Origin of the sequence: Scytonema millei VB511283, assembly GCF_000817735.3 — a bacterium.
In the GTDB taxonomy this organism is placed as follows: domain Bacteria; phylum Cyanobacteriota; class Cyanobacteriia; order Cyanobacteriales; family Chroococcidiopsidaceae; genus Chroococcidiopsis; species Chroococcidiopsis millei_B.
Genome location: NZ_JTJC03000003.1, coordinates 252434 through 271404 on the forward strand (window position 1 = coordinate 252434; position 18971 = coordinate 271404).

Consider the following 18971-nt stretch of genomic DNA (forward strand, 5'->3'; position numbering starts at 1 on the left):
AGTCGTAAGTCGTAAGTTGTAATTATCTTAAGCCGGATTGGACGCGCCAGAGCGTGGCGTAGATTCCTCCGCGTTCTAGGAGTTGTTCGTGGGTTCCCGATTCGATCAGTTTGCCGTACTCCATGACGTAGATACAATCGGCATTGCGGACGGTGGAAAGACGATGCGCGATCGCAATTGTGGTTCTATCGACAATAATCCGTTCGAGCGATCGCTGAATAGCTGCTTCTGTTTCGTTATCGACGGCTGATGTCGCTTCATCCAAGATTAGAATTGGTGGATTCTTTAATACTGCACGGGCGATCGCAATTCTCTGTCGTTGTCCGCCGGATAATTTTTGTCCCCTTTCCCCTACAATTGTTTCATAATCTTGGGGCAGTTGCATGATAAATTCATGTGCTTCTGCAACTTTTGCCGCAGAGATAATTTCATCTCTAGTTGCATCGGGACTACCATAGGCAATATTCTCGGCAACAGTACCGTGAAATAAAAAGACATCCTGACTGACTAAGCCAATACAAGCGCGTAAATCTCTCAATTTTAAATCGCGGATATCGATGCCATCTAAGGTAATCGTTCCCGATCGCACTTCGTATAATCTGAGCAGGAGTTTGACTAAAGTACTCTTCCCCGAACCCGTGGAACCAACAATCGCGATGGTTTTTCCAGCGGGAATCTGCAAAGATAGATGTTCAATCACGGGCGATCGCTCGGAATAAGCAAAGGTGACATCTTTTAATATCACCTCTCCTTTGACCTCATGAATTGGTAAAGCGATGTCTCCGGTATGAATATCAATGGGAGTGTCGAGTAAATTCATTACCCGATTTGTGGAAGCCATTGCCCGTTGATATTGGTCGAAGGTTTCGCCTAATCTAGTCAAAGGCCATAACAAACGCTGAATTAAAAAGATCAATACGCTGTACGTGCCTACAGACATTCTGCCCGCGATCGCTTCCATGCCTCCAAATAAAAGTAAAGCGGTAAAACCCGCTAAAATAATCATCCGAATTAAGGGAACGAAGGCAGCAGACAGCGCGATCGCTTTTCTATTACTCTGACGATAGGCTTGACTTTCCTCTGCAAGTCTGCTCGATTCATAGGCTTCGGCAGTAAAGCTTTTGATCGTCATAATGCCGGACAAATTATTTGCCAGCCGTGCATTCAATAAGCTAACTTTTTCTCGCACCTCTGCATAACGCGGCGCTAAAAGCCGTTGAAACGCTACCGAACCCCACAAAATAAAAGGCATGGGTAACATTGCCATCCAAGCCACGCTCGGAGCGAGAATGAAGAAAGCTCCACCGATAATTAAGACTGTAGCGGTAACTTGAATAATTTCATTAGCGCCATTATCCAAAAATCGCTCTAATTGGTTGATATCATCGCTCAAAACTGACATCAAGCCGCCCGTACTGCGTTCTTCAAAATAGGCAAGTTCTAATTCTTGTAGGTGGTTGTAAGCATCGAGGCGGAGTTCGTGTTGAATCCTCTGCGCCAAGTTACGCCATTTCCTAGCATAGGCATATTCAAAAATTGATTCTAGTATCCAAATAATCACCGTGAGGACGGAGAGAATCAGAAATTGGGCAAAAACATCCTTAACTCCCCAACGGGCAATAATTGAATCTTGACGTTGTACTACCACATCAACAGCCACGCCAATTAATGCAGGTGGAGCCAGATCGAAGATTTTATTTAAGACAGAATAGAGAGATGCCAGCCAAATTTGCCCTCGATAGTGGCGCGTATAGGCAAGTAAGCGTTTGAGGGGATGTTTGGGTTGAGAACTAAACCTTGGGGAAGATTTGCGTTTTGGCGATCGCCTTAATGCCTGCGGCTGCATTATCTGTATTTATTTACGTCTGTGGGTGTATATTCCACGATAACGTGGTAAGAAGTCGTAAGTCGTAAGTCGTAAGTCGTAAGTGACTGATAACTGGTCACTGATAACTGATAACTGTTTACAGCCAATTTCCCACTAAAACATAAGCTGCCCAGTAGCCAGGACGACGGTAGTTAGGATAGTTTTTCATTAGATTCAGTTGGGCTTGACGTAGGGCTTCGGCACGGGTGAGTTTAGTTTTGGTGAGTTGTTTATAAAATTCACCAATAAAAATAGCTGTTGCTTCATCGTCAATTTGCCACAGAGAAGCTAAGGTACTCCTAGCCCCAGCCCTGACTGCAATTCCTGCTAATCCCAAGGCAGCGCGTCTGTCTCCCGTAGCAGTTTCGCAGGCGCTGAGGACGAGTAATTCGATCGCATTCGGACGGCGACGGTTGCGCGATCGCAATAAGTCATCAAATTTCCTAACGTTAATTGGTCCATCTGCGGCGAGGATAAATGTATTCTCGGCTTGAGAACTAAATTGACCGTGAGTCGCTAAATGAACTACGTTAAAGCTATTTGAATCGATTTTAGTTTCTAGGCTCTTGCTAGTAAAGGCGCGATCGAGTAATTCGGCGATCGCGACTCCGGCTTGTTGAATTAGATTAAATTCCAACCTGACAGCGGGTAAGGGTGGAAAGGGAGAGTTAGCAGGAGGAACGCTAAGTCCAGCAGTTAAGGCTTTGAGATTGGCTAGAGAGATAGGCTGAGGGTTGGTGAGTTGCAAGCCTGGACTCACGGCGATCGCGTATTTTTCTACCAGATATTGCTTACCATCAAATAAAGCAGACATGGGAATATTTCGCAACACCCCATCTGGGACAAATACTAGGGTTTTGACTCCGCTTTGCTGCAACTCGTTGGCAACAGGTTGGATCAGCCAGTTGTAGATTTGTTGAGATAAATCTCTGACATCTTTAGTACGATCGGGTTCTGTCAGCGATCGCTGCAACCGTTCTACAGTTTGCTCGACCTGAGTTTGCGGTTGATGGATCGTGTAGTGGCGCAGGGGTTGCTGGGGAATTTTGAGAATGACTTCCAGGCGATCGGGTAAAATAATTGGATAAATTACTGCTGCTGTAGGATTATCCCGATCTACCACTCGATCGATCGCTACAGGTTGGGCTTCAATACAAGCTTCCCGAAAAAAGTTATCTAGTTCTGCTAGCTGCAATGCTTCGATCGTTTCGCGTGCCTGGGCTAAGTTTTGCTGAGGGGTTTCGCCTGACTTTTGCCCAGATAACAGCAAGGCAACGAGTTCTCGATAAACTGGTTCTACTTCATCGCGAAAATTAAATTGAATTTCTGGGTTGACAGCAACGAGATCGTTACGCAAAGATTTTAAAGTTTTTACTGCCTCTCTATAGGTAGCGATCGCCCCTGGAGTATCTCCTTGCATTCTCAATAAGCGTGCCAATTGCCACTGCCAGCGATAAGTAATATCTGGTGCATTCGCTGCCTGAGATAAGATTAAAGCCTGCTGTGTCAGCTCTTGAGCATCTTGCCATTGCCGATTTTGCTCGTATAAACTGCCTAGACTACCTATTGCATAAGCCTCAGCTCGTCTATCGCCTAAATTGCGAGATCGATCGACAGCACTTGCTAGTAATTGGGCAATTTGGGTAATTGGTAATTGGTAATTGGTTGTTGACGGTTGACGGTTGACGGTAAACGCTGGCGCTACACTCTGTGAAGACGGTTGACGGTTGAGTGTTGTTTTTTCTCCCTCAGCTCCCTCAGCTCTCTTCTCCCTGCTCCCTGCTCCCTGCTCTGTGCTCCCTTGTATCATCAAACTTTGAGCAAAATCAATTTGGGCATAGATTGTTTTACTGCTGGGGGGGATGGTAGCAAGCAGAGATTGAATTTCGGGAATGAGCGATTGGGCAGTAGAATCTTGCGTGTCTACTAACAGACTGAATTGGTTGAGTCGGGCTTGCAGTTTTGTTATTGGTGCGATCGCGGTCGTAGCAGCCTGTTGATAGTAGGCTAAGGCGGTGGGATTGTCTCTTTGCGATCGCGCTGTATTGCCGAGGCTAAATAGACTAGCCGCAATATCTGACTGCGAGTTGAGTTTTCGCGCTAATTCTAAACTCCGTTGCAAAATTTGCTGAGACTGCGGCAGATCGCCTATCGATCGCAGTAGGTTCCCCATTTGGCGGAGTCCGGCAGCTTTGAGTGGAGAATCTGGGGTAGCGCTGAGGCTGCGATCGGCAGAAGTTAACGTTTCTAAAGCCCGACGATACAGTCCCAAGGCTTGCAGTGCTTGGCTTTGATTCAGTAAACTCTGAATATTTCCCGAGCGATCGCCTGCGCGTTCGTAGGCAGTAGCAGCTTGTTGCCACGTACTTACGGCTGTTTCTGCTTGTCCCATTCCCAACTGCAAGCTGGCTTGGGTATTTAAGGCTTGGGCGAGGACGGGAAGACCGCGGGAGTCGGGAGTCGGGAGTCGGGAGTCGGGAAATTTTGAATTTTGAATTTTGAATTTTGAATTGCTCCCCTGTTCCCTGCTCCCTTGCAACACATCAAAACTAACAGCGATCGCCTGTTCTGCCTGCTGCCACTGTCCGAGTTGCTGATAGGCTAGAGACAAATTGCTGGAAGCGATCGCGAGATTGAGCTTATCTCCTTTGGCTTTATAGTTTTGCGCTGCTTGTTGCCAAATTTTTATTGCTTGGGCAAATTGTCCGGTTGTATAGAGTTCTCTGCCTTGTTGCAATAATTGTGCGTCATCACCACTACTTCGTGTTGGTTGCGAAGCGATTTCTGGAGCGGATGGAGCAGCGATCGCGGTTCCAGGGAGGAAAATTAATAATACTGCGAGGTAAGTTTTTGAGATTGAATGCATTAACAGTTAATAGTTATCAGTTAGCATTGTTCTCTACTTGTTTGAATAATTTGCCGCAATTTACTAAGTTCTTCTACAACTCGATCGGAACTGTCAAAAGCTTTTGCGGTCATCTATCCTAAGCCTTTAACTAGACAACAAACAGTGTTTTGTCTCTAAGCATTCCTTGCATCCTATTCACATTTTGGCTCGAAATTTATTGAAAACGTGGCTTGGCGAGCGCTGATAACTGATAACTGTTAACTGACAACTGTTAAAACAAACTGTAATTCACCGAAAAATATACGCCGTTTTCTTGCCAGGTGCGATCGCGGTCTTCAATATCGACTAGGGGAATACCCCAATCTAGACGAGCAGTTACGGTATCTGCTAGTTGAAAGCGCAATCCCAAGCCTACAGATACTAAGGTATCTTCGTCTTCAGGCGGAGTCAAATCATCAACCGATCGCCCAGCTTCATTCCAAATTGTGCCAAAATCAACGAAGGGCGTGACTTGCAATGTTAGTTGCCGTTCGGTAACGCGATACACTGGAATGCGCAGTTCTGCTGAAGCAAATAAACCGCCATCTGATAGCAGTGCATCTTGACGGTAGCCTCTGACGCTTTCGAGTCCACCTACGCCAAATTGTTCTAATGGTACGAGCGGATCGTCGGCAATTTGGATATTTGTACGGAGTAAAAATAAAGTATCGGGAGCGAGCAGCCGTACCCATTGCGCTTGTCCTTGCCAAGAGAAGAAGCGGCTGTCTGGATCGTTACTGTTAATCGTAGCGTCGAACGCTCCCACACCTAAATTGAATTGCGATCGCGCTGCAATGACTTCTCGCGTGTTACGTTGCGTCCATTCCTGAAAGAATTGGACGGCTGAGATCCGAGTATCTCCATCTTCATCTGCGCCTGGTGACAGTAAAGAGGAAGGATAGTCAAACTCTTCTAAAACATCGGAAGAAATTTCGCTTTCGCGTCGCGCTGCGGTCAGACCGAGGGCAAATTCGCGATTAGGAGATTGTAATATAGGTTGACGATAGCTGAGTTCAAAATAGCGAGAATTTCCATCGATTTCGAGGTCGTCGAATGGTGGTTCGATCACGTTGCTGTCGGTGAATCCAACATTCAAGCTTACCGTGCCATTTTTAGCATTTACGGGAATTGTATAACTGCCGTCTATGCCGTTGCTACCGTCGGTGTTGCTATATGCAAAACTCAACCCATCGCCAAATCCAAGTAAATTAGCTTGATTCAACTGAACCCGCCGCCGGAAGCTACCAACACTAGGCGATCGCCCGTTATCTAAGACAATTTGTGTATCAAAGGTGTCTGCTTCTTTCACCGTGACATCTAGCACGCTCGTACCTGCACGAGTCCCTGCTGAAAGTTCGGCTGACAGATTTTGAACTAAGGGATTGAGTTGCAGCAGTTGCAAAGCCTCTAACAGGCGTTGCTGATTTAATGGTGTATCTTGCGGAATGCGATCGCGAATGTAACTGGGTCTTAAACGCCGCGTTCCCTGTATGTTAACTGCTTCTAATCCCCCTTCGACGACTTGAATTTTCACTACGCCGTCTTGGATGGCTTGAGGTGGAATTAAAGCACCAGAGGTAATATATCCTTTATCTATATATAGTTGCGTAACGGCTGTACGGGCTTGAAACAGTTCGGCAAAAGATAGCGATCGATTCGTAAAGGGGGCTAAAACTTTCTCGAAATCTTGGGGGCTAAAGACAGTACTTCCTACTACCTCAAACCGTTTCACTGTCAGTTTTTCTGGTATTTTTCCCGGTACTGGTGCGGGTGTGGGAGGTGCGTCAGGCGGCTGTAATAAATCTTCTGGTGGTGGTAAGGGAGCGGGTGTCGGTAGTTCTGGAGGCGCGGGTTCGGGGCGCGGAATTACGTCTTGGGGACGGGGTGGCGGTGCAGGGAGGCGGGGAGTTTGAGCTATTGGAAGTTGTGCTTGTAAGTTTGTCCGTGCGGCGATCGCCGGATCGGGACTAGCATTAATACTGGGAGTTAGTAAACAAAAACTAATGCTTATACAACCAATCCCTCCCGTTATTTTTATGAGGAGGGATGCAAAACTATTGTAAAAATTACGTTCCATTACAGCTATTCGGTCTAAACCAAGGAATATTAAGCGTATCGGTAATAACAGCAGCGGTCAGTACGACCTCACCATTAGAACCTACCACCCACCCTGTAGCTTCCACAAGTGGGGCGGGATTAACTTTATTGGAAATTTCTGCGGGAGATTGAGAATTCGGAATTTGGAATTCGGAATTCGGAATTGTTTTTGACCCTTCACCTTGTTCGAGGGCAAGCTTTTGACTTCTAACTTTTGACTTTTCCGTGATGCCCAAATCTGCCAAGATGGACTCGCTTCTAGTTGCTTGGGCGGGAGTTGGGGGTAAGCCACCTCGTCCGGCGATCGCGAAGCTGCTTTCTCCTGATGCTACGCTACCTACAGAACACCCTTGAGCCACCAAACCGCTGACATCGACGACATCTGCTGGTAAGATAATCAATTCCGCGCTGGGGTCTATATCTGGTCTTCTAATTTCTACTATTCCATTAATGCCGCGATCGGAGCTGGCATCGATCGTACTATCGGGGGAAACAAAGAGTCCTTGGGTTGTAATGCTGATATTACCACCCCGACCATCAACGGCTCTTGCAGTAATATTGCTTCCTTCTGCTAATACTAAATTGTCCGTATCAATATTAATGTTGCCACCATCGCCCGCACCTTCGGCACTAGTAGAAATTTCACCATTATTGCGTAATGTAAGTAAGTCCAGATTTTGTAAGTTTATATTTCCACCGTCACTGCTGAATTTACTGGTAGCCGTAAGTTTGCCACCATCTTCTACACGGATAGAGTTAGCTGTAACTTCTAAGTTTCCTGCATTGCCCGTACCGAAACTGCTGACACTTATTTCCGCCTCATTCCCAATCGTCAAACTTTTTGTATTAATTCTCAGATTTCCAGCAGTTGCATCACCTTGAGCGATCGCAGTTAAGGTACTCGGAGAACCATTTTTTGTAGTCCCCGTCAGCTCTACAGATTCAGATGCATTGATAGTGAGGTTTCCTCCTTTGCCTGTTGCTGGTACGAACTGGTTGAGAGTTAGATCGAAGACACTTCCCTCTGATGCTGTGGATATTTTTGCTCCATCTCTGACAATTAGTTTTGCAGTATTAATTGTTAAGTCCCCTGCATTTCCAGCAGCAGCAGTTGCACTAGATAAACTACTAAATGCCTCAAAATTATCAATAGCCAAAGGAAAACTACCAATTATTTGTACTGACTCTGAGGCGTTAACAGTTAATTTTCCTCCAGCACCTGTAGCAAAAGTAGAAGTAAAAACTTGCGCCCCTTCTCTCACAATTAAATTTCTAGTATTGAAAGTAATATTTCCTCCATTCCCTGCTCCAAAAGCTAGAGTAGATATTACGGTATTTACGCCCACCAATTCTATATTATCTGAGGCATTTATCGTCAAATTTCCTGGCTGTACTTCTTGTCTATTTATAGAGGTCAATCCATAATTGTTAATTTGAATTACCTTACCTTGAAGGTGAAGATCGCCATTACTTTCACCACTGACATCTAAATAAGGTATGTTTGCAGAACTATTTAACTCAATATTTTGAAAATTTTGTACCTGCTCGTATCCCAACTTCCAGCCTTTTTCTGTAGGATTGAGATTCACTAAACTATTATCGAAAACACTGCCTAGTTCAATTCGTCCCTCTGCTGCTGTCATATTTCCACCCTCTTGTAAAATACTACCTCCTACAAGTGCTAATGTTTTACCTGTCACTACCTGTAAACCAGCAGGAAAGCCAAAGTAATTTACTGCTCCGTTGAGAGACGCTTGAGAGCGGTTAACGATCGCGCCAGAATTGGAACCAAATTGCAAGCCGATCGGCGTATTAACTGTTAGTAAGGGCGTAGTTTGAGAATGATTTGCATCGAACTGAGTACCATCGGAAAAAATAATGCTACGCGCTGTACTGGCGAGAAATGAACCGCCAATATTGAGCGAGGCATTAGTGCCAAAAATAATTCCATTTGGATTGATTAACAATAAGTTGGCGCTACCGTTAGCGGCGATCGCGCCATCGATATTAGAAGCAGTAGAGCCAGTCACGCGGGTGATAATATTTTCAATATTCAGATCGTTATTGAAACGCACTTCACCGTTGGCTGGGACAGAAAACTGCTCGAAGCTGTGAAATAGATTTTTGCCCCGCGCTGCTCCACCTTCAATTTGAGAAGTTAGAGGAGTAGTTTGGTTAACTGCTGAGCTTTCAGCACCTAATGTATTGTCGGGAACAACCTGAGCTGAAATCCGATCTTCAGTGGCGATCGCTCCACTAACTGCTACACAGCACGCCAGCCGTAGCTGCCAACCCCAACTACTCCTACTTTGAGCCATTTTCAAATTTACTCAGACATTGACATACTTAAGAGCATATCTGAGTATGTCAGACAGGCAATAGTATGACTTAGAAAAACTCGCTTGTCGCAGGAATACTTCTAATAGCCGTTTTCAATTGGATCGTATACACGAACTGTAGGGGCGCACAGCCATGCGCCCCTTAACGTATTGCCATAGAATGAAAATCGCTGTAAACATCCCCTTGGCTGCATCAGCCAATCCACTTACCAGGAGGTGGCGCACAAGCTTGGTTTGGGGGGCAAGGGCAAAACCAGGCAGTGGTTCGGAATACACTCTCTGGTGAGGGCTCTGGCAACACGCTGGAATTAGGGCGACAATCGCGATCGGATGGTGTTTTCTCAAAGAAATTGAATTCTATGGAAATATTTTTAGTGTCTAATACGCCATATTTTTGGAATATCTTATTTAGGGAGGACAATATATCTTCCTGATTGAGAAGTGCCATTATTTCTTGTTGAATAGCATCGTTGTCCATTGTGCTTCTCCTAGAAAACTCTATTTTGTCAGCGATCGATTGAGAGCGATCGCCCATAGCTAAACTTCAATACAGAAGAAATAAGTTGAGTTCCTGAAATCTATCAATATGTAGTACTTTTGCACCAAAGTGAGGATTTTCTAAATATATAGCGGTTTTCAATTGGATAAAACACACGACCGTAGGGGCGCACGGCTGTGCGCCCCTACAGATGTCACGCACGCAATCGAGAATTGCTATAGATATTAGGATTGCTGAAAATAGTTGCTAATTCCATGCACATGTGGGCAAGTCGGACTTAGTATTGACAAAAGGAACCTGAATCCACACGCTCAGCCCATGCAAACCCTGGAAAAGACAGAACCCAAACTCGCCCAACTTAAAACCCTCCTGACAGAGATTAACGACATTGAGTCGGCTGCTTCCCTTCTCTATTGGGATCAAGCAACGTATATGCCTCCCGAAGGTGCAGCAGCACGGGGAAGGCAACTAGCAACGCTCGCGCAGATTGCCCACACGAAATTTACCGATTCGCAAATCGGACAACTATTAGAAGATTTACGCCCCTACGAACAAAGCTTAGCCTACGATTCAGATGAAGCAAGCCTGATCCGCATCACGCGCCACGACTACGATCGCGCAATTAATATTCCCCCTGCTTTTACAGCTAAGTTTTCACAACATACGGCTGAGTGTTATGAAGTTTGGGCAAAGGCAAGGGCTACAAATGATTTTGCTACAGTTGCGCCTTATTTAGAAAAGACATTAGAACTGAGTCGCGATCGCGCTAACTTTTTTCCTGGGTACGAGCATATTGCCGATCCACTGATTGCAGACGCAGATTATGGCATGACAGTCAAGAGCGTGCGATCGCTATTTACTCAACTACGTCAGGAACTCGTCCCCATTGTTGAAGCAATTGCTGCTCAACCCGTAGCTGATGCATCTTGCTTGCACCAGCATTTCCCCGAAGCCGAACAACTCGATTTCAGTTTCAAAGTTATCGAACAACTCGGTTACGATTTTCAACGGGGACGACAGGACAAAACCCTACACCCCTTCATGATTAAATTTTCTACGGGAGATGTCCGCATCACCACCCGCGTGCGCGAAAATGACTTGAACGAAGGGCTATTTAGTACGATTCACGAAACCGGACACGCACTCTACGAACAGGGAGTGAATCGGGCATACGAAGCCACGCCACTAGCGGGAGGAACTTCAGCGGGAGTGCATGAAAGTCAATCGCGGTTGTGGGAAAATATGGTGGGCAGAAGTCGTCCTTTTTGGAAATGCTTTTATCCCCAGTTGCAGGAAACCTTTCCCCAACAGTTAGGAAAAGTTGACTTAGAGACATTTTACCGAGCGATTAACAAAGTCGAGCGATCGCTCATTCGCACCGATGCCGATGAAGTAACCTATAACCTCCATGTCTTAATTCGTTTCGACCTGGAATTGCAGTTATTAGAGGGTAAATTAGCAGTTCGCGACCTTCCTGACGCTTGGAACGAACGTTACAAATCCGACCTTGGCATTACCCCACCCAGTGATAGTATTGGTGTTTTACAGGATGTCCACTGGTACGGTGGCGCGATTGGCGGCGCGTTCCAAGGGTATACCCTCGGTAACTTAATGAGCGCTCAATTCTTTGCTACTGCAACGCAACTACATCCAGAAATTCCTCAACAAATCGCCTCTGGTAACTTTACCACCTTGCACGACTGGCTGCAACAAAACCTCTACCAACACGGTCGCAAGTATACGGCGGCGGAATTAATCCAACGGGTGACTGGTAGTCCCCTGCAAATCGAACCCTTTATCAGCTACATCAAACAGAAATTTGGCGAATTGTATGGAATTTAGGGAGTAGTGTCTGGTGACTAGTGACTAGTGACTGGATAAAGATTCTAGCCACTAGCCACTAGCCACTCACCAACTACCACTCACCAACTACCAACTACCAATCACAACATTCTTGGGGAATTTATCATGTCCGAACTGCTGCAAGCTGTTCTCGATAGTGAAGAAAGAAGCGATCTGCGCCAGTTTTTTAGCGAGATTCGCCATCAAGATAAGAAGTACTTGTTGAGAAATGACATTCTGATGTCGTATGTCGAGTATTGCAATAAGTACCAAAAGTCGGCTGAATTTTATAGCGGTTCTCATTTGGGTAAGCTAATTTACTATACCCAAGAAATCATTCTAGAAAATGGCAATCTTTGTTTAATTATCCGCCAAAAAATTGCCAGTCAAGAATTCTATCGAATCACAGAAGATTTGATGATAGAAGTGCTGACGATACAGGAATTACTTGATGTTCGCGATCGCTTTGTCAACCGTTACCATCCAAATGAAGGGGATATTCTCGAACTCGATTTTGGACCTTTTTACGATTACACTCCAACCATTCGCGACCCGAAAAATATTGGGAAAGGGGTACAGTATCTCAACCGCTATCTTTCCAGCAAATTGTTTCAAGACCCCAGACAATGGTTGGAAAGTATGTTTAACTTCCTCCAGGTACATCAATACGATGGAATTCAACTGCTAATTAACGGCAGAATTAAGTCCCATCAACAATTATCCGATCAAATCAAAAGAGCGATCGCATTTGTGGGCGATCGCCCCAGTGAAGAACCCTACGAAAATTTCAAATTTGACTTACAAATGATGGGGTTTGAACCTGGCTGGGGTAACACGGCAGGACGGGTACAGGACACTTTAAGTATTCTCGATGAATTGATCGATTCTCCCGATCCGCAAACCCTGGAAGCTTTTATTTCCCGGATTCCGATGATCTTTAAGATCGCCCTTGTCTCTTCCCACGGCTGGTTCGGACAAGAGGGAGTTTTGGGACGACCCGATACAGGGGGTCAGGTGGTATACATCCTCGACCAGGTAAAAAGTTTAGAAAAACAGTTGCAGGAAGATACAACCCTGGCGGGTTTGGATGGAATGAATGTGAAGCCGAAAGTTGTCATTCTCACCCGCTTAATTCCTAATAGCGACGGAACTCTTTGCAATCAAAGATTAGAGAAAGTTTACGGAACGGAAAATGCTTGGATCTTGCGCGTCCCGTTGCGAGAATTCAATCCTAAACTGACACAAAACTGGATCTCGCGGTTTGAGTTATGGCCCTACCTAGAAACTTTCGCGATCGATGCTGAGAAGGAATTACTAGCAGAATTGCATGGAAAACCCGATCTAATTATCGGTAACTATTCTGATGGTAATTTAGTCGCATTCTTACTATCGCGACGGATGAAGATTACTCAGTGTAATATTGCCCACGCGCTAGAAAAGTCTAAATATTTGTTTAGTAATCTGTACTGGCAAGACTTAGAAGATAAATATCACTTCTCATTACAGTTTACTGCCGATTTAATTGCCATGAATGCGGCTAATTTTGTGATTAGCAGCACCTACCAAGAAATTGTCGGGACTCGCGATAGCGTAGGGCAATATGAATCGTACAAATCTTTCACAATGCCGGATTTGTACCACGTTGTTAGCGGAGTCGAACTATTTAGCCCTAAATTTAACGTGGTTCCGCCTGGGGTGAATGAAAGTTACTACTTCCCGTATTCACGGATGGAAGATCGGATACAAAGCGATCGCGAACGGGTAGAAGACCTATTATTTACCTTAGACGATCCCGTTCAAGCTTACGGCAAACTCGACGACCCCAGCAAGCGTCCGATTTTCTCGGTAGCCAGGTTAGACCGGATCAAAAACTTAACTGGTTTAGCTGAGTGTTTTGGTAAAAGCGAAGCGTTGCAAGAACATTGCAATCTCATCTTAATTGCTGGAAAATTGCGCGTTGAAGAATCGGAAGACAACGAAGAAAAGGATGAAATTGTCAAGCTTTACAGCATCATCGACCAGTACAATTTGCATGGTAAGATTCGCTGGTTAGGGGTACGCTTGCCTAAATCTGCTTCTGGGGAAGTTTATCGCGTCATTGCAGACCGTCACGGTATTTTCGTGCAGCCAGCGTTATTTGAAGCTTTCGGCTTAACTGTATTAGAGGCGATGATTTCTGGCTTACCGACTTTTGCCACTCAGTTCGGGGGACCGTTGGAAATCATTCAAGATAAGGTAAATGGTTTTTACATCAACCCAACACATCTAGAGGAAACAGCCGATAAAATTTTGGATTTTGTGACGAAATGCGAACAAAATCCTAATTATTGGTATGAAATCTCCACGCGGGGAATTGACCGAGTTTACAGCACTTATACTTGGAAAATTCACACCACGCGCCTGTTATCTCTAGCACGAATTTACGGTTTCTGGAATTTTATTTCCAAAGAAAACCGCGAAGACTTGTTGCGTTATCTTGAGGCTTTATTCTATTTAATTTATCGTCCAAGGGCGCAACAATTACTGGAACAACACATGCATCGTTAAATTTGCCGGGTACTGTTTAACTACGCCAGAAGAGATCCCCCCTAGCCCCCCTTAAAAAGGGGGGAACAAAGCCTCCTGAAACAGGAGGGCTTCACTAGTCCTTGCCCCAGTGAAGAATAAAGCTTAAAAAGAGGAGAACAAAGCCCCCTTTTTAAGGGGGTTGGGGGATCGTCAAGATCTGTGCATCGCAAATAGAGGTTTGTTGCAACGCACCCTACCTTACTACTGCCAAACAAAAACTTTTGCTTCGTAAGGACCAATATCTAGCAGCATATCTTCCCCAGATTCGAGGTCGTAATTACCCGTCCATTCGTGCCATTTTCCAGCAGCAGGGAAGTTATCGACGCTATATCCAGCTAAAAAGTTTTCCGAGAAATTAGCAATAACAACTACGCGGGAACCTTCATCATTCCAACGAGTGTAAGCTACGACTTTAGCTTCTGGATTTTCGTGGAAGAAGTCAATATTTTCCGTATAAAGTGCGTGGTTGTGCTTGCGGAGGTTAATTAAACCTTTGTAGTATTCAAACAAGCCGCGATTGAGATCGTTACCCAGCAGTCCCCACTCGATTTTGGCAGATTCAGTTGTTTTCGGTTTATATTCACCAAACTCCTCACCCATCCAAACTAAAGGAACGCCAACAGCTGTCATTAATAAGGCGACTCCCAATTTAATGCGTCTAAAAGCTTCTTCGTCAAAGATTTGGCGATCGCCTAACTCTACCATTAAATGGTTGTGGTCGTGGTTGGTTAAATAATTCACCACATTAGTTGCACCCAAAAAGCCTTGACGTTTACAGTCAATAACATCTTTGAGTCGTTCTAAATCGAAGGTGTCACCGCAAATGTGCGCCAAAACATCGTGATAAAAACTATCGTGCCAGCAACCGTCCATCGGTCCATCGACATTGGTAATGGATGTGGTTTCGGGAATGTGTTCGGCAACAGTATAAAATGGCTTCATGCTGGCTTTTTGCTTGGCTTCATTCACTATCCAATGCATGAAGTCATAGTTAGCTATTTGTCTTGCAGCGTCAAAGCGAATGCCATCAATATGAAATTCTTCCACCCAAAATCGCACGTTGTCGCCAATAAATTTCCGTGCTGGATATGTTTCTAAATTTTCATCGTAAAATTCGTAATTAAACTCTGGTCCCCAGTTATTATCAGGGTCGCGGGGTTCGTGATGATACCAATAATCGTGGTCAATTTGAGTTAGCGGACTTTCTGCTTCTGAGTGGTTGTAAATCCCATCCATGATAACGCGAATGCCTTTTGCATGGCATTCATCGATTAGATTTTTCAGTTCATCTGTAGAACCATAGCTAGATTCTGTGGCGAAAAAGTGACGGGGATTGTAACCCCAGCTATGATCTCCTGGGTACTCTTTTACTGGCATCAATTCAATTGCATTAACGCCAAGTTCGCATAAGTAATCTAACTTTTCAACGACGTGTTTGTATTTACCGCGTGCGTGAGGGTCGTCTTCACCACCAGAAAAATCGCCAACGTGCATTTCATATATTACCAACTCGCGATCGCTCGGTAATGGCTTGTCATCGTGTTGCCATACATAAGTATCCAGAATCCGCTGTCCATCTTTTACCCGCGCTACAGCATTCTGCGTTGGGTTATCGATATCTGTAGCATAAGGATCGATAACATCTACCCATTGGTCGGGTTCAAAGAACCAAGATTTAGACTGGACGCGAAACTTATATTGATATACGCCATCTTCTAATTCAACTTTTGTGCGAAAGTACCCGTCTTTACCTTTTTCCATCGGGATCTCTTCCCAATTCGAAAAGCAGCCAATTAGCTTCGCACCTTTGTTATATGGAGCAAATAAACTAAATTCTATTGGGCTTGCCATGATTTTTTAATACAGTGACGAACACCCGTATTGTCTTACGCGCAAACAGAGTTTGAAAATCATTCACGGGATAGAAGATAAGTTAATCTACCTTCCTCCCCAAGATATACGAGCAAAAGTCTCTTTTAAGGCAAGTCAGGAAAATTGGAGAAACGATTGAGTGTTCGATCGCTTCTCTATCAACTTCATTAAAAATCTCAATATTATTTTCATCAACTGTACTTCTCCAGATATAGCGAGCCTAAATGATTTGTGAATCTGGGATATTGCTGGTTGACGGTTGACGGTTAACGGTTAACTGTCAACTGTTAACCGTCAACCACCACAACGATCGGTTCATGACTCAAATAGAATCGCTATATCTACCTAAAGCTAGAGTCTGAAGTGGAGCGCGATCGCAATTCAAAACATTTGTTAAGATATGTGTAGCTGTCAATACAGACTTGTGATTTATCTAACTTTACATTTTCATTATTTGGATAGAACTGTATTTTGTCTTGCGACAGAGGGTGAGGATATCGTAACAAAGTTAACCTAAGAATTAGGCAAGGGAATGGTTGTAGCTTTTCCTATCTAAATTAAATTATTCCAAGTCAAACTATGGCGATCGCACTGACTTGAATTTTCAGTTTATGCGGTTAGAATAGACCTGCTTTTTGCTAAGAATCCTATGCAGATAGAATCTCTGAATAAAAGTTACAAAAGTAACAATATACCGGCGATTGAATTTCCCTTAGTCTTTTCTAGTTTTAGAAACGGATTGTGGCTGTTTGGAATTCCTTCCTGGTTATTTGGTATTGTCGATCGCAGTTTTGCTGCTTTTACTGATGGATATGTCTCTTCTATAGAGCTGGTACACTTATTTACAGCTTCTTTTTTCTTACTAGGCTGGATTTATCTCAAACCTGAAGAAAGCTCAAATATTGGTGGAATTGGTGCAGTCAGAAGTTATGCAATTGAGGCACGAAACTCCATAGATGAGCATAGCTTACACGCGACCACAGCTAGAATGTCAGAGCTGCAAGAGCAACATGTCATTCGTCAAGAATATATCTTACCCTTTCATTACATTTGCCAAATTTACCATCTTTTAAATCTCAAGCACTTAGAGACAATCCACCATTTCAGTCTTAACAACCTCAAAGTGATTGGAGTTAGTCAAATTCAGCCGACACAAGGCGGGGGAATGGTAAGATTTCAAACTGTGTTAGATTCACCTACTAACGTATTACGAATTTGGCGACAACCAATAGTCGAAGTAGGATTAACTCTACATACTCCGTATACGGTAGAGTTGAGTATTCCGGTTTATAACCAGCGATACATTACAGTTTTGTTCAATGTCATTCCCGTTGGTGCTAACGAGCATAAGCTAATTATAGATATCTACAGCAATCTCAATTGGCCCCGACCGTTATTGCAAGTCGTGTTGCATTTTGCCGCTTGTTTGACTTTATTTGAGGATTTACCTTATTTGCAAAGAATCGCTCAGAAAAAAGTACATCATCTCGTTAATCTCAAAGGAATCTCCGAACGAGATACCATGTGGTTGTATAGGAGATTTGTGAAATTGCATGGAGCGCGTCAAGTACTAAGTTTACCTGAAGCAAAGGCTTAAATATACGTGTTAATAAATCTCTTTCCAGGCTGCTACAGTACTCTTCCCGATTTCGCTATCTACAATTTCTCCGCTTTCCGTCACCAATCGAATACCGATGTTTTCACTTGGGGAGTTTTTCAAGGCAGAGGCTAAATCTGGTTTGACGCGAAACCTACTATTGTCTCCTTCTAGTTGAAAAACGCGATCGCCTACTTTGATATATAGATTGGCAATTCCCAAAGCTGCGTTTGCGGTTAAACAGTCTCTACTGATACGATGGTCAAACCAGCCATGTCCGAAGCTACAGTCGCGATCGCTATAAGCTAATAAGAAGCGTACCGAATCATTCCGCCAGAGGCTTACCACTTGGATTCTGGCGTTAGTATTTAAAATGCGTCGATAAAAGAAGTTTTTATCAAAAATTCCTACATACTCTCCCTCAAACGGATCGATAATTCTTACAGGTTGCGACCACGGCACATCAATCCCTGGATCTAAAGCTGCCGATCGCACGATCGGAAGTTCTTTGGAAATCGCAGATGGAATAGAGATATATACGGATGCGATCGCTAGAGACGCAAAACATAATTTGACTGCTTGACGCTTCAGCGAACGTCTAAAAACACAATTTAGGCTGATGGAAGACATAGAGCAATACCAGAAAGTAAGCTATTTTCACTCTAGTACTTTCATTGTAGTCTTCCCTTTACTTCGTCAAAAGGTTTGTATTTCTGATGCCGTCAGCGTTTCAGCCACACCCGTGAGTTTAGCAGTCGATTCTTTTACTTGATTCACGATCTTTTAGATGTTGGAATTGGCTAGAACTTTCGCGATCGCAAGTTTCAATCTATTCAGTTTCAATCTATTCAAATTTATGCTGACATTGACGACAAGCATGACATGGCTGAGTTCTGGGTTCAAAGTCGCGACAGCCAATTGCTGCTTCCGTACAGGCATTTATTGGGTTTACCGTGCATTTGAGCCGATAGTCATTGGTGAAAAAGGCACACCCAGAACAGGGAATTTGATGTAGTGTTTTGATGCGATCGCTGGCTTTTTCAATGGAAAGGATGGCGCTCACACAAGCACCAATTGTCATTACCCAAGCACAGCAAGCAAGAAATATTGTCATTAATAGGGAAGTCCTATAGTTGATTTTTTGTCGCCAAAGAGCCGCATTCCAAGATTTCTTGGAAATTGAACCCAGACGAACCGAGACAAAGGCAAACGAATTTTGCGTGTCAGCCAAGAATCTGGCTCACCGCACTTTTGGAATATTCAAATTTTATTGATAATTAGTTTCAATAGTCTCATTGTATATAAAACTTAACACTTACCAACTGAACTCATACTGATACCATGCCACTAAAACTACAGACGAGCTTCTATAGCCCCCCTTCCAAGGGGGTTGGGGGGCTCTT

The 18971-nt window shown here is 44.2% G+C and carries 11 protein-coding genes; 3 read left to right on the forward strand and 8 right to left on the reverse strand.

What is annotated here, in order from left to right; genetic code table 11:
- Positions 1 to 22 precede the first annotated feature (22 nt).
- From QH73_RS12905 to QH73_RS12925, 5 genes are all read right to left on the reverse strand, one after another.
- Positions 23 to 1846, reverse strand: a complete 1824-nt coding sequence (locus tag QH73_RS12905) for an ABC transporter ATP-binding protein (RefSeq protein ID WP_039713454.1) — start codon at positions 1844 to 1846, stop codon at positions 23 to 25.
- A gap of 118 nt (positions 1847 to 1964) precedes the next feature.
- Positions 1965 to 4733, reverse strand: a complete 2769-nt coding sequence (locus tag QH73_RS12910; protein WP_052289750.1) for a CHAT domain-containing protein — start codon at positions 4731 to 4733, stop codon at positions 1965 to 1967.
- A gap of 253 nt (positions 4734 to 4986) precedes the next feature.
- A complete protein-coding gene (locus tag QH73_RS12915) occupies positions 4987 to 6831 on the reverse strand; it encodes a ShlB/FhaC/HecB family hemolysin secretion/activation protein (RefSeq protein ID WP_039713453.1) in 1845 nt (614 codons plus the stop codon).
- Positions 6821 to 9169 (reverse strand): two-partner secretion domain-containing protein, encoded by a 2349-nt coding sequence (locus QH73_RS12920; RefSeq protein WP_039713452.1) that lies wholly within the window; start codon positions 9167 to 9169, stop codon positions 6821 to 6823. The genes QH73_RS12915 and QH73_RS12920 overlap by 11 nt, the downstream gene beginning before the upstream one ends.
- Before the next feature lie 214 nt (positions 9170 to 9383).
- On the reverse strand, positions 9384 to 9668 hold the full coding sequence (locus QH73_RS12925) for a hypothetical protein (RefSeq protein WP_132867008.1): 285 nt from the start codon (positions 9666 to 9668) through the stop codon (positions 9384 to 9386).
- Between the two features lie 339 nt (positions 9669 to 10007).
- Here QH73_RS12925 and QH73_RS12930 point away from each other — a divergent pair, with 339 nt between their 5' ends.
- Together QH73_RS12930 and QH73_RS12935 are read left to right on the forward strand one after the other, a co-directional pair.
- Positions 10008 to 11531 carry a carboxypeptidase M32 gene (locus QH73_RS12930; protein ID WP_039713450.1) on the forward strand — a complete coding sequence of 508 codons (1524 nt, stop codon included), beginning with the start codon at positions 10008 to 10010 and terminating at the stop codon, positions 11529 to 11531.
- 126 nt (positions 11532 to 11657) lie between these two features.
- A complete protein-coding gene (locus QH73_RS12935; RefSeq protein WP_039713449.1) occupies positions 11658 to 14078 on the forward strand; it encodes a sucrose synthase in 2421 nt (806 codons plus the stop codon).
- Positions 14079 to 14300: 222 nt separating this feature from the next.
- Here the strand turns inward: QH73_RS12935 and QH73_RS12940 are convergent, their stop codons facing one another.
- Positions 14301 to 15950, reverse strand: a complete 1650-nt coding sequence (locus QH73_RS12940) for an alpha-amylase family glycosyl hydrolase (protein WP_039713448.1) — start codon at positions 15948 to 15950, stop codon at positions 14301 to 14303.
- 670 nt (positions 15951 to 16620) lie between these two features.
- Here QH73_RS12940 and QH73_RS12945 point away from each other — a divergent pair.
- Complete coding sequence (locus QH73_RS12945; protein WP_039713447.1) at positions 16621 to 17568, forward strand: hypothetical protein; 948 nt, start codon at positions 16621 to 16623, stop codon at positions 17566 to 17568.
- A 9-nt stretch (positions 17569 to 17577) separates the two neighbouring features.
- Here the strand turns inward: QH73_RS12945 and QH73_RS12950 are convergent, their stop codons facing one another.
- Positions 17578 to 18198, reverse strand: coding sequence for a hypothetical protein (locus QH73_RS12950; protein WP_039713446.1), 621 nt, complete (start codon positions 18196 to 18198; stop codon positions 17578 to 17580).
- A 214-nt stretch (positions 18199 to 18412) separates the two neighbouring features.
- Positions 18413 to 18799 (reverse strand): hypothetical protein, encoded by a 387-nt coding sequence (locus tag QH73_RS29170; RefSeq protein WP_309476478.1) that lies wholly within the window; start codon positions 18797 to 18799, stop codon positions 18413 to 18415.
- Positions 18800 to 18971: the final 172 nt, after the last annotated feature.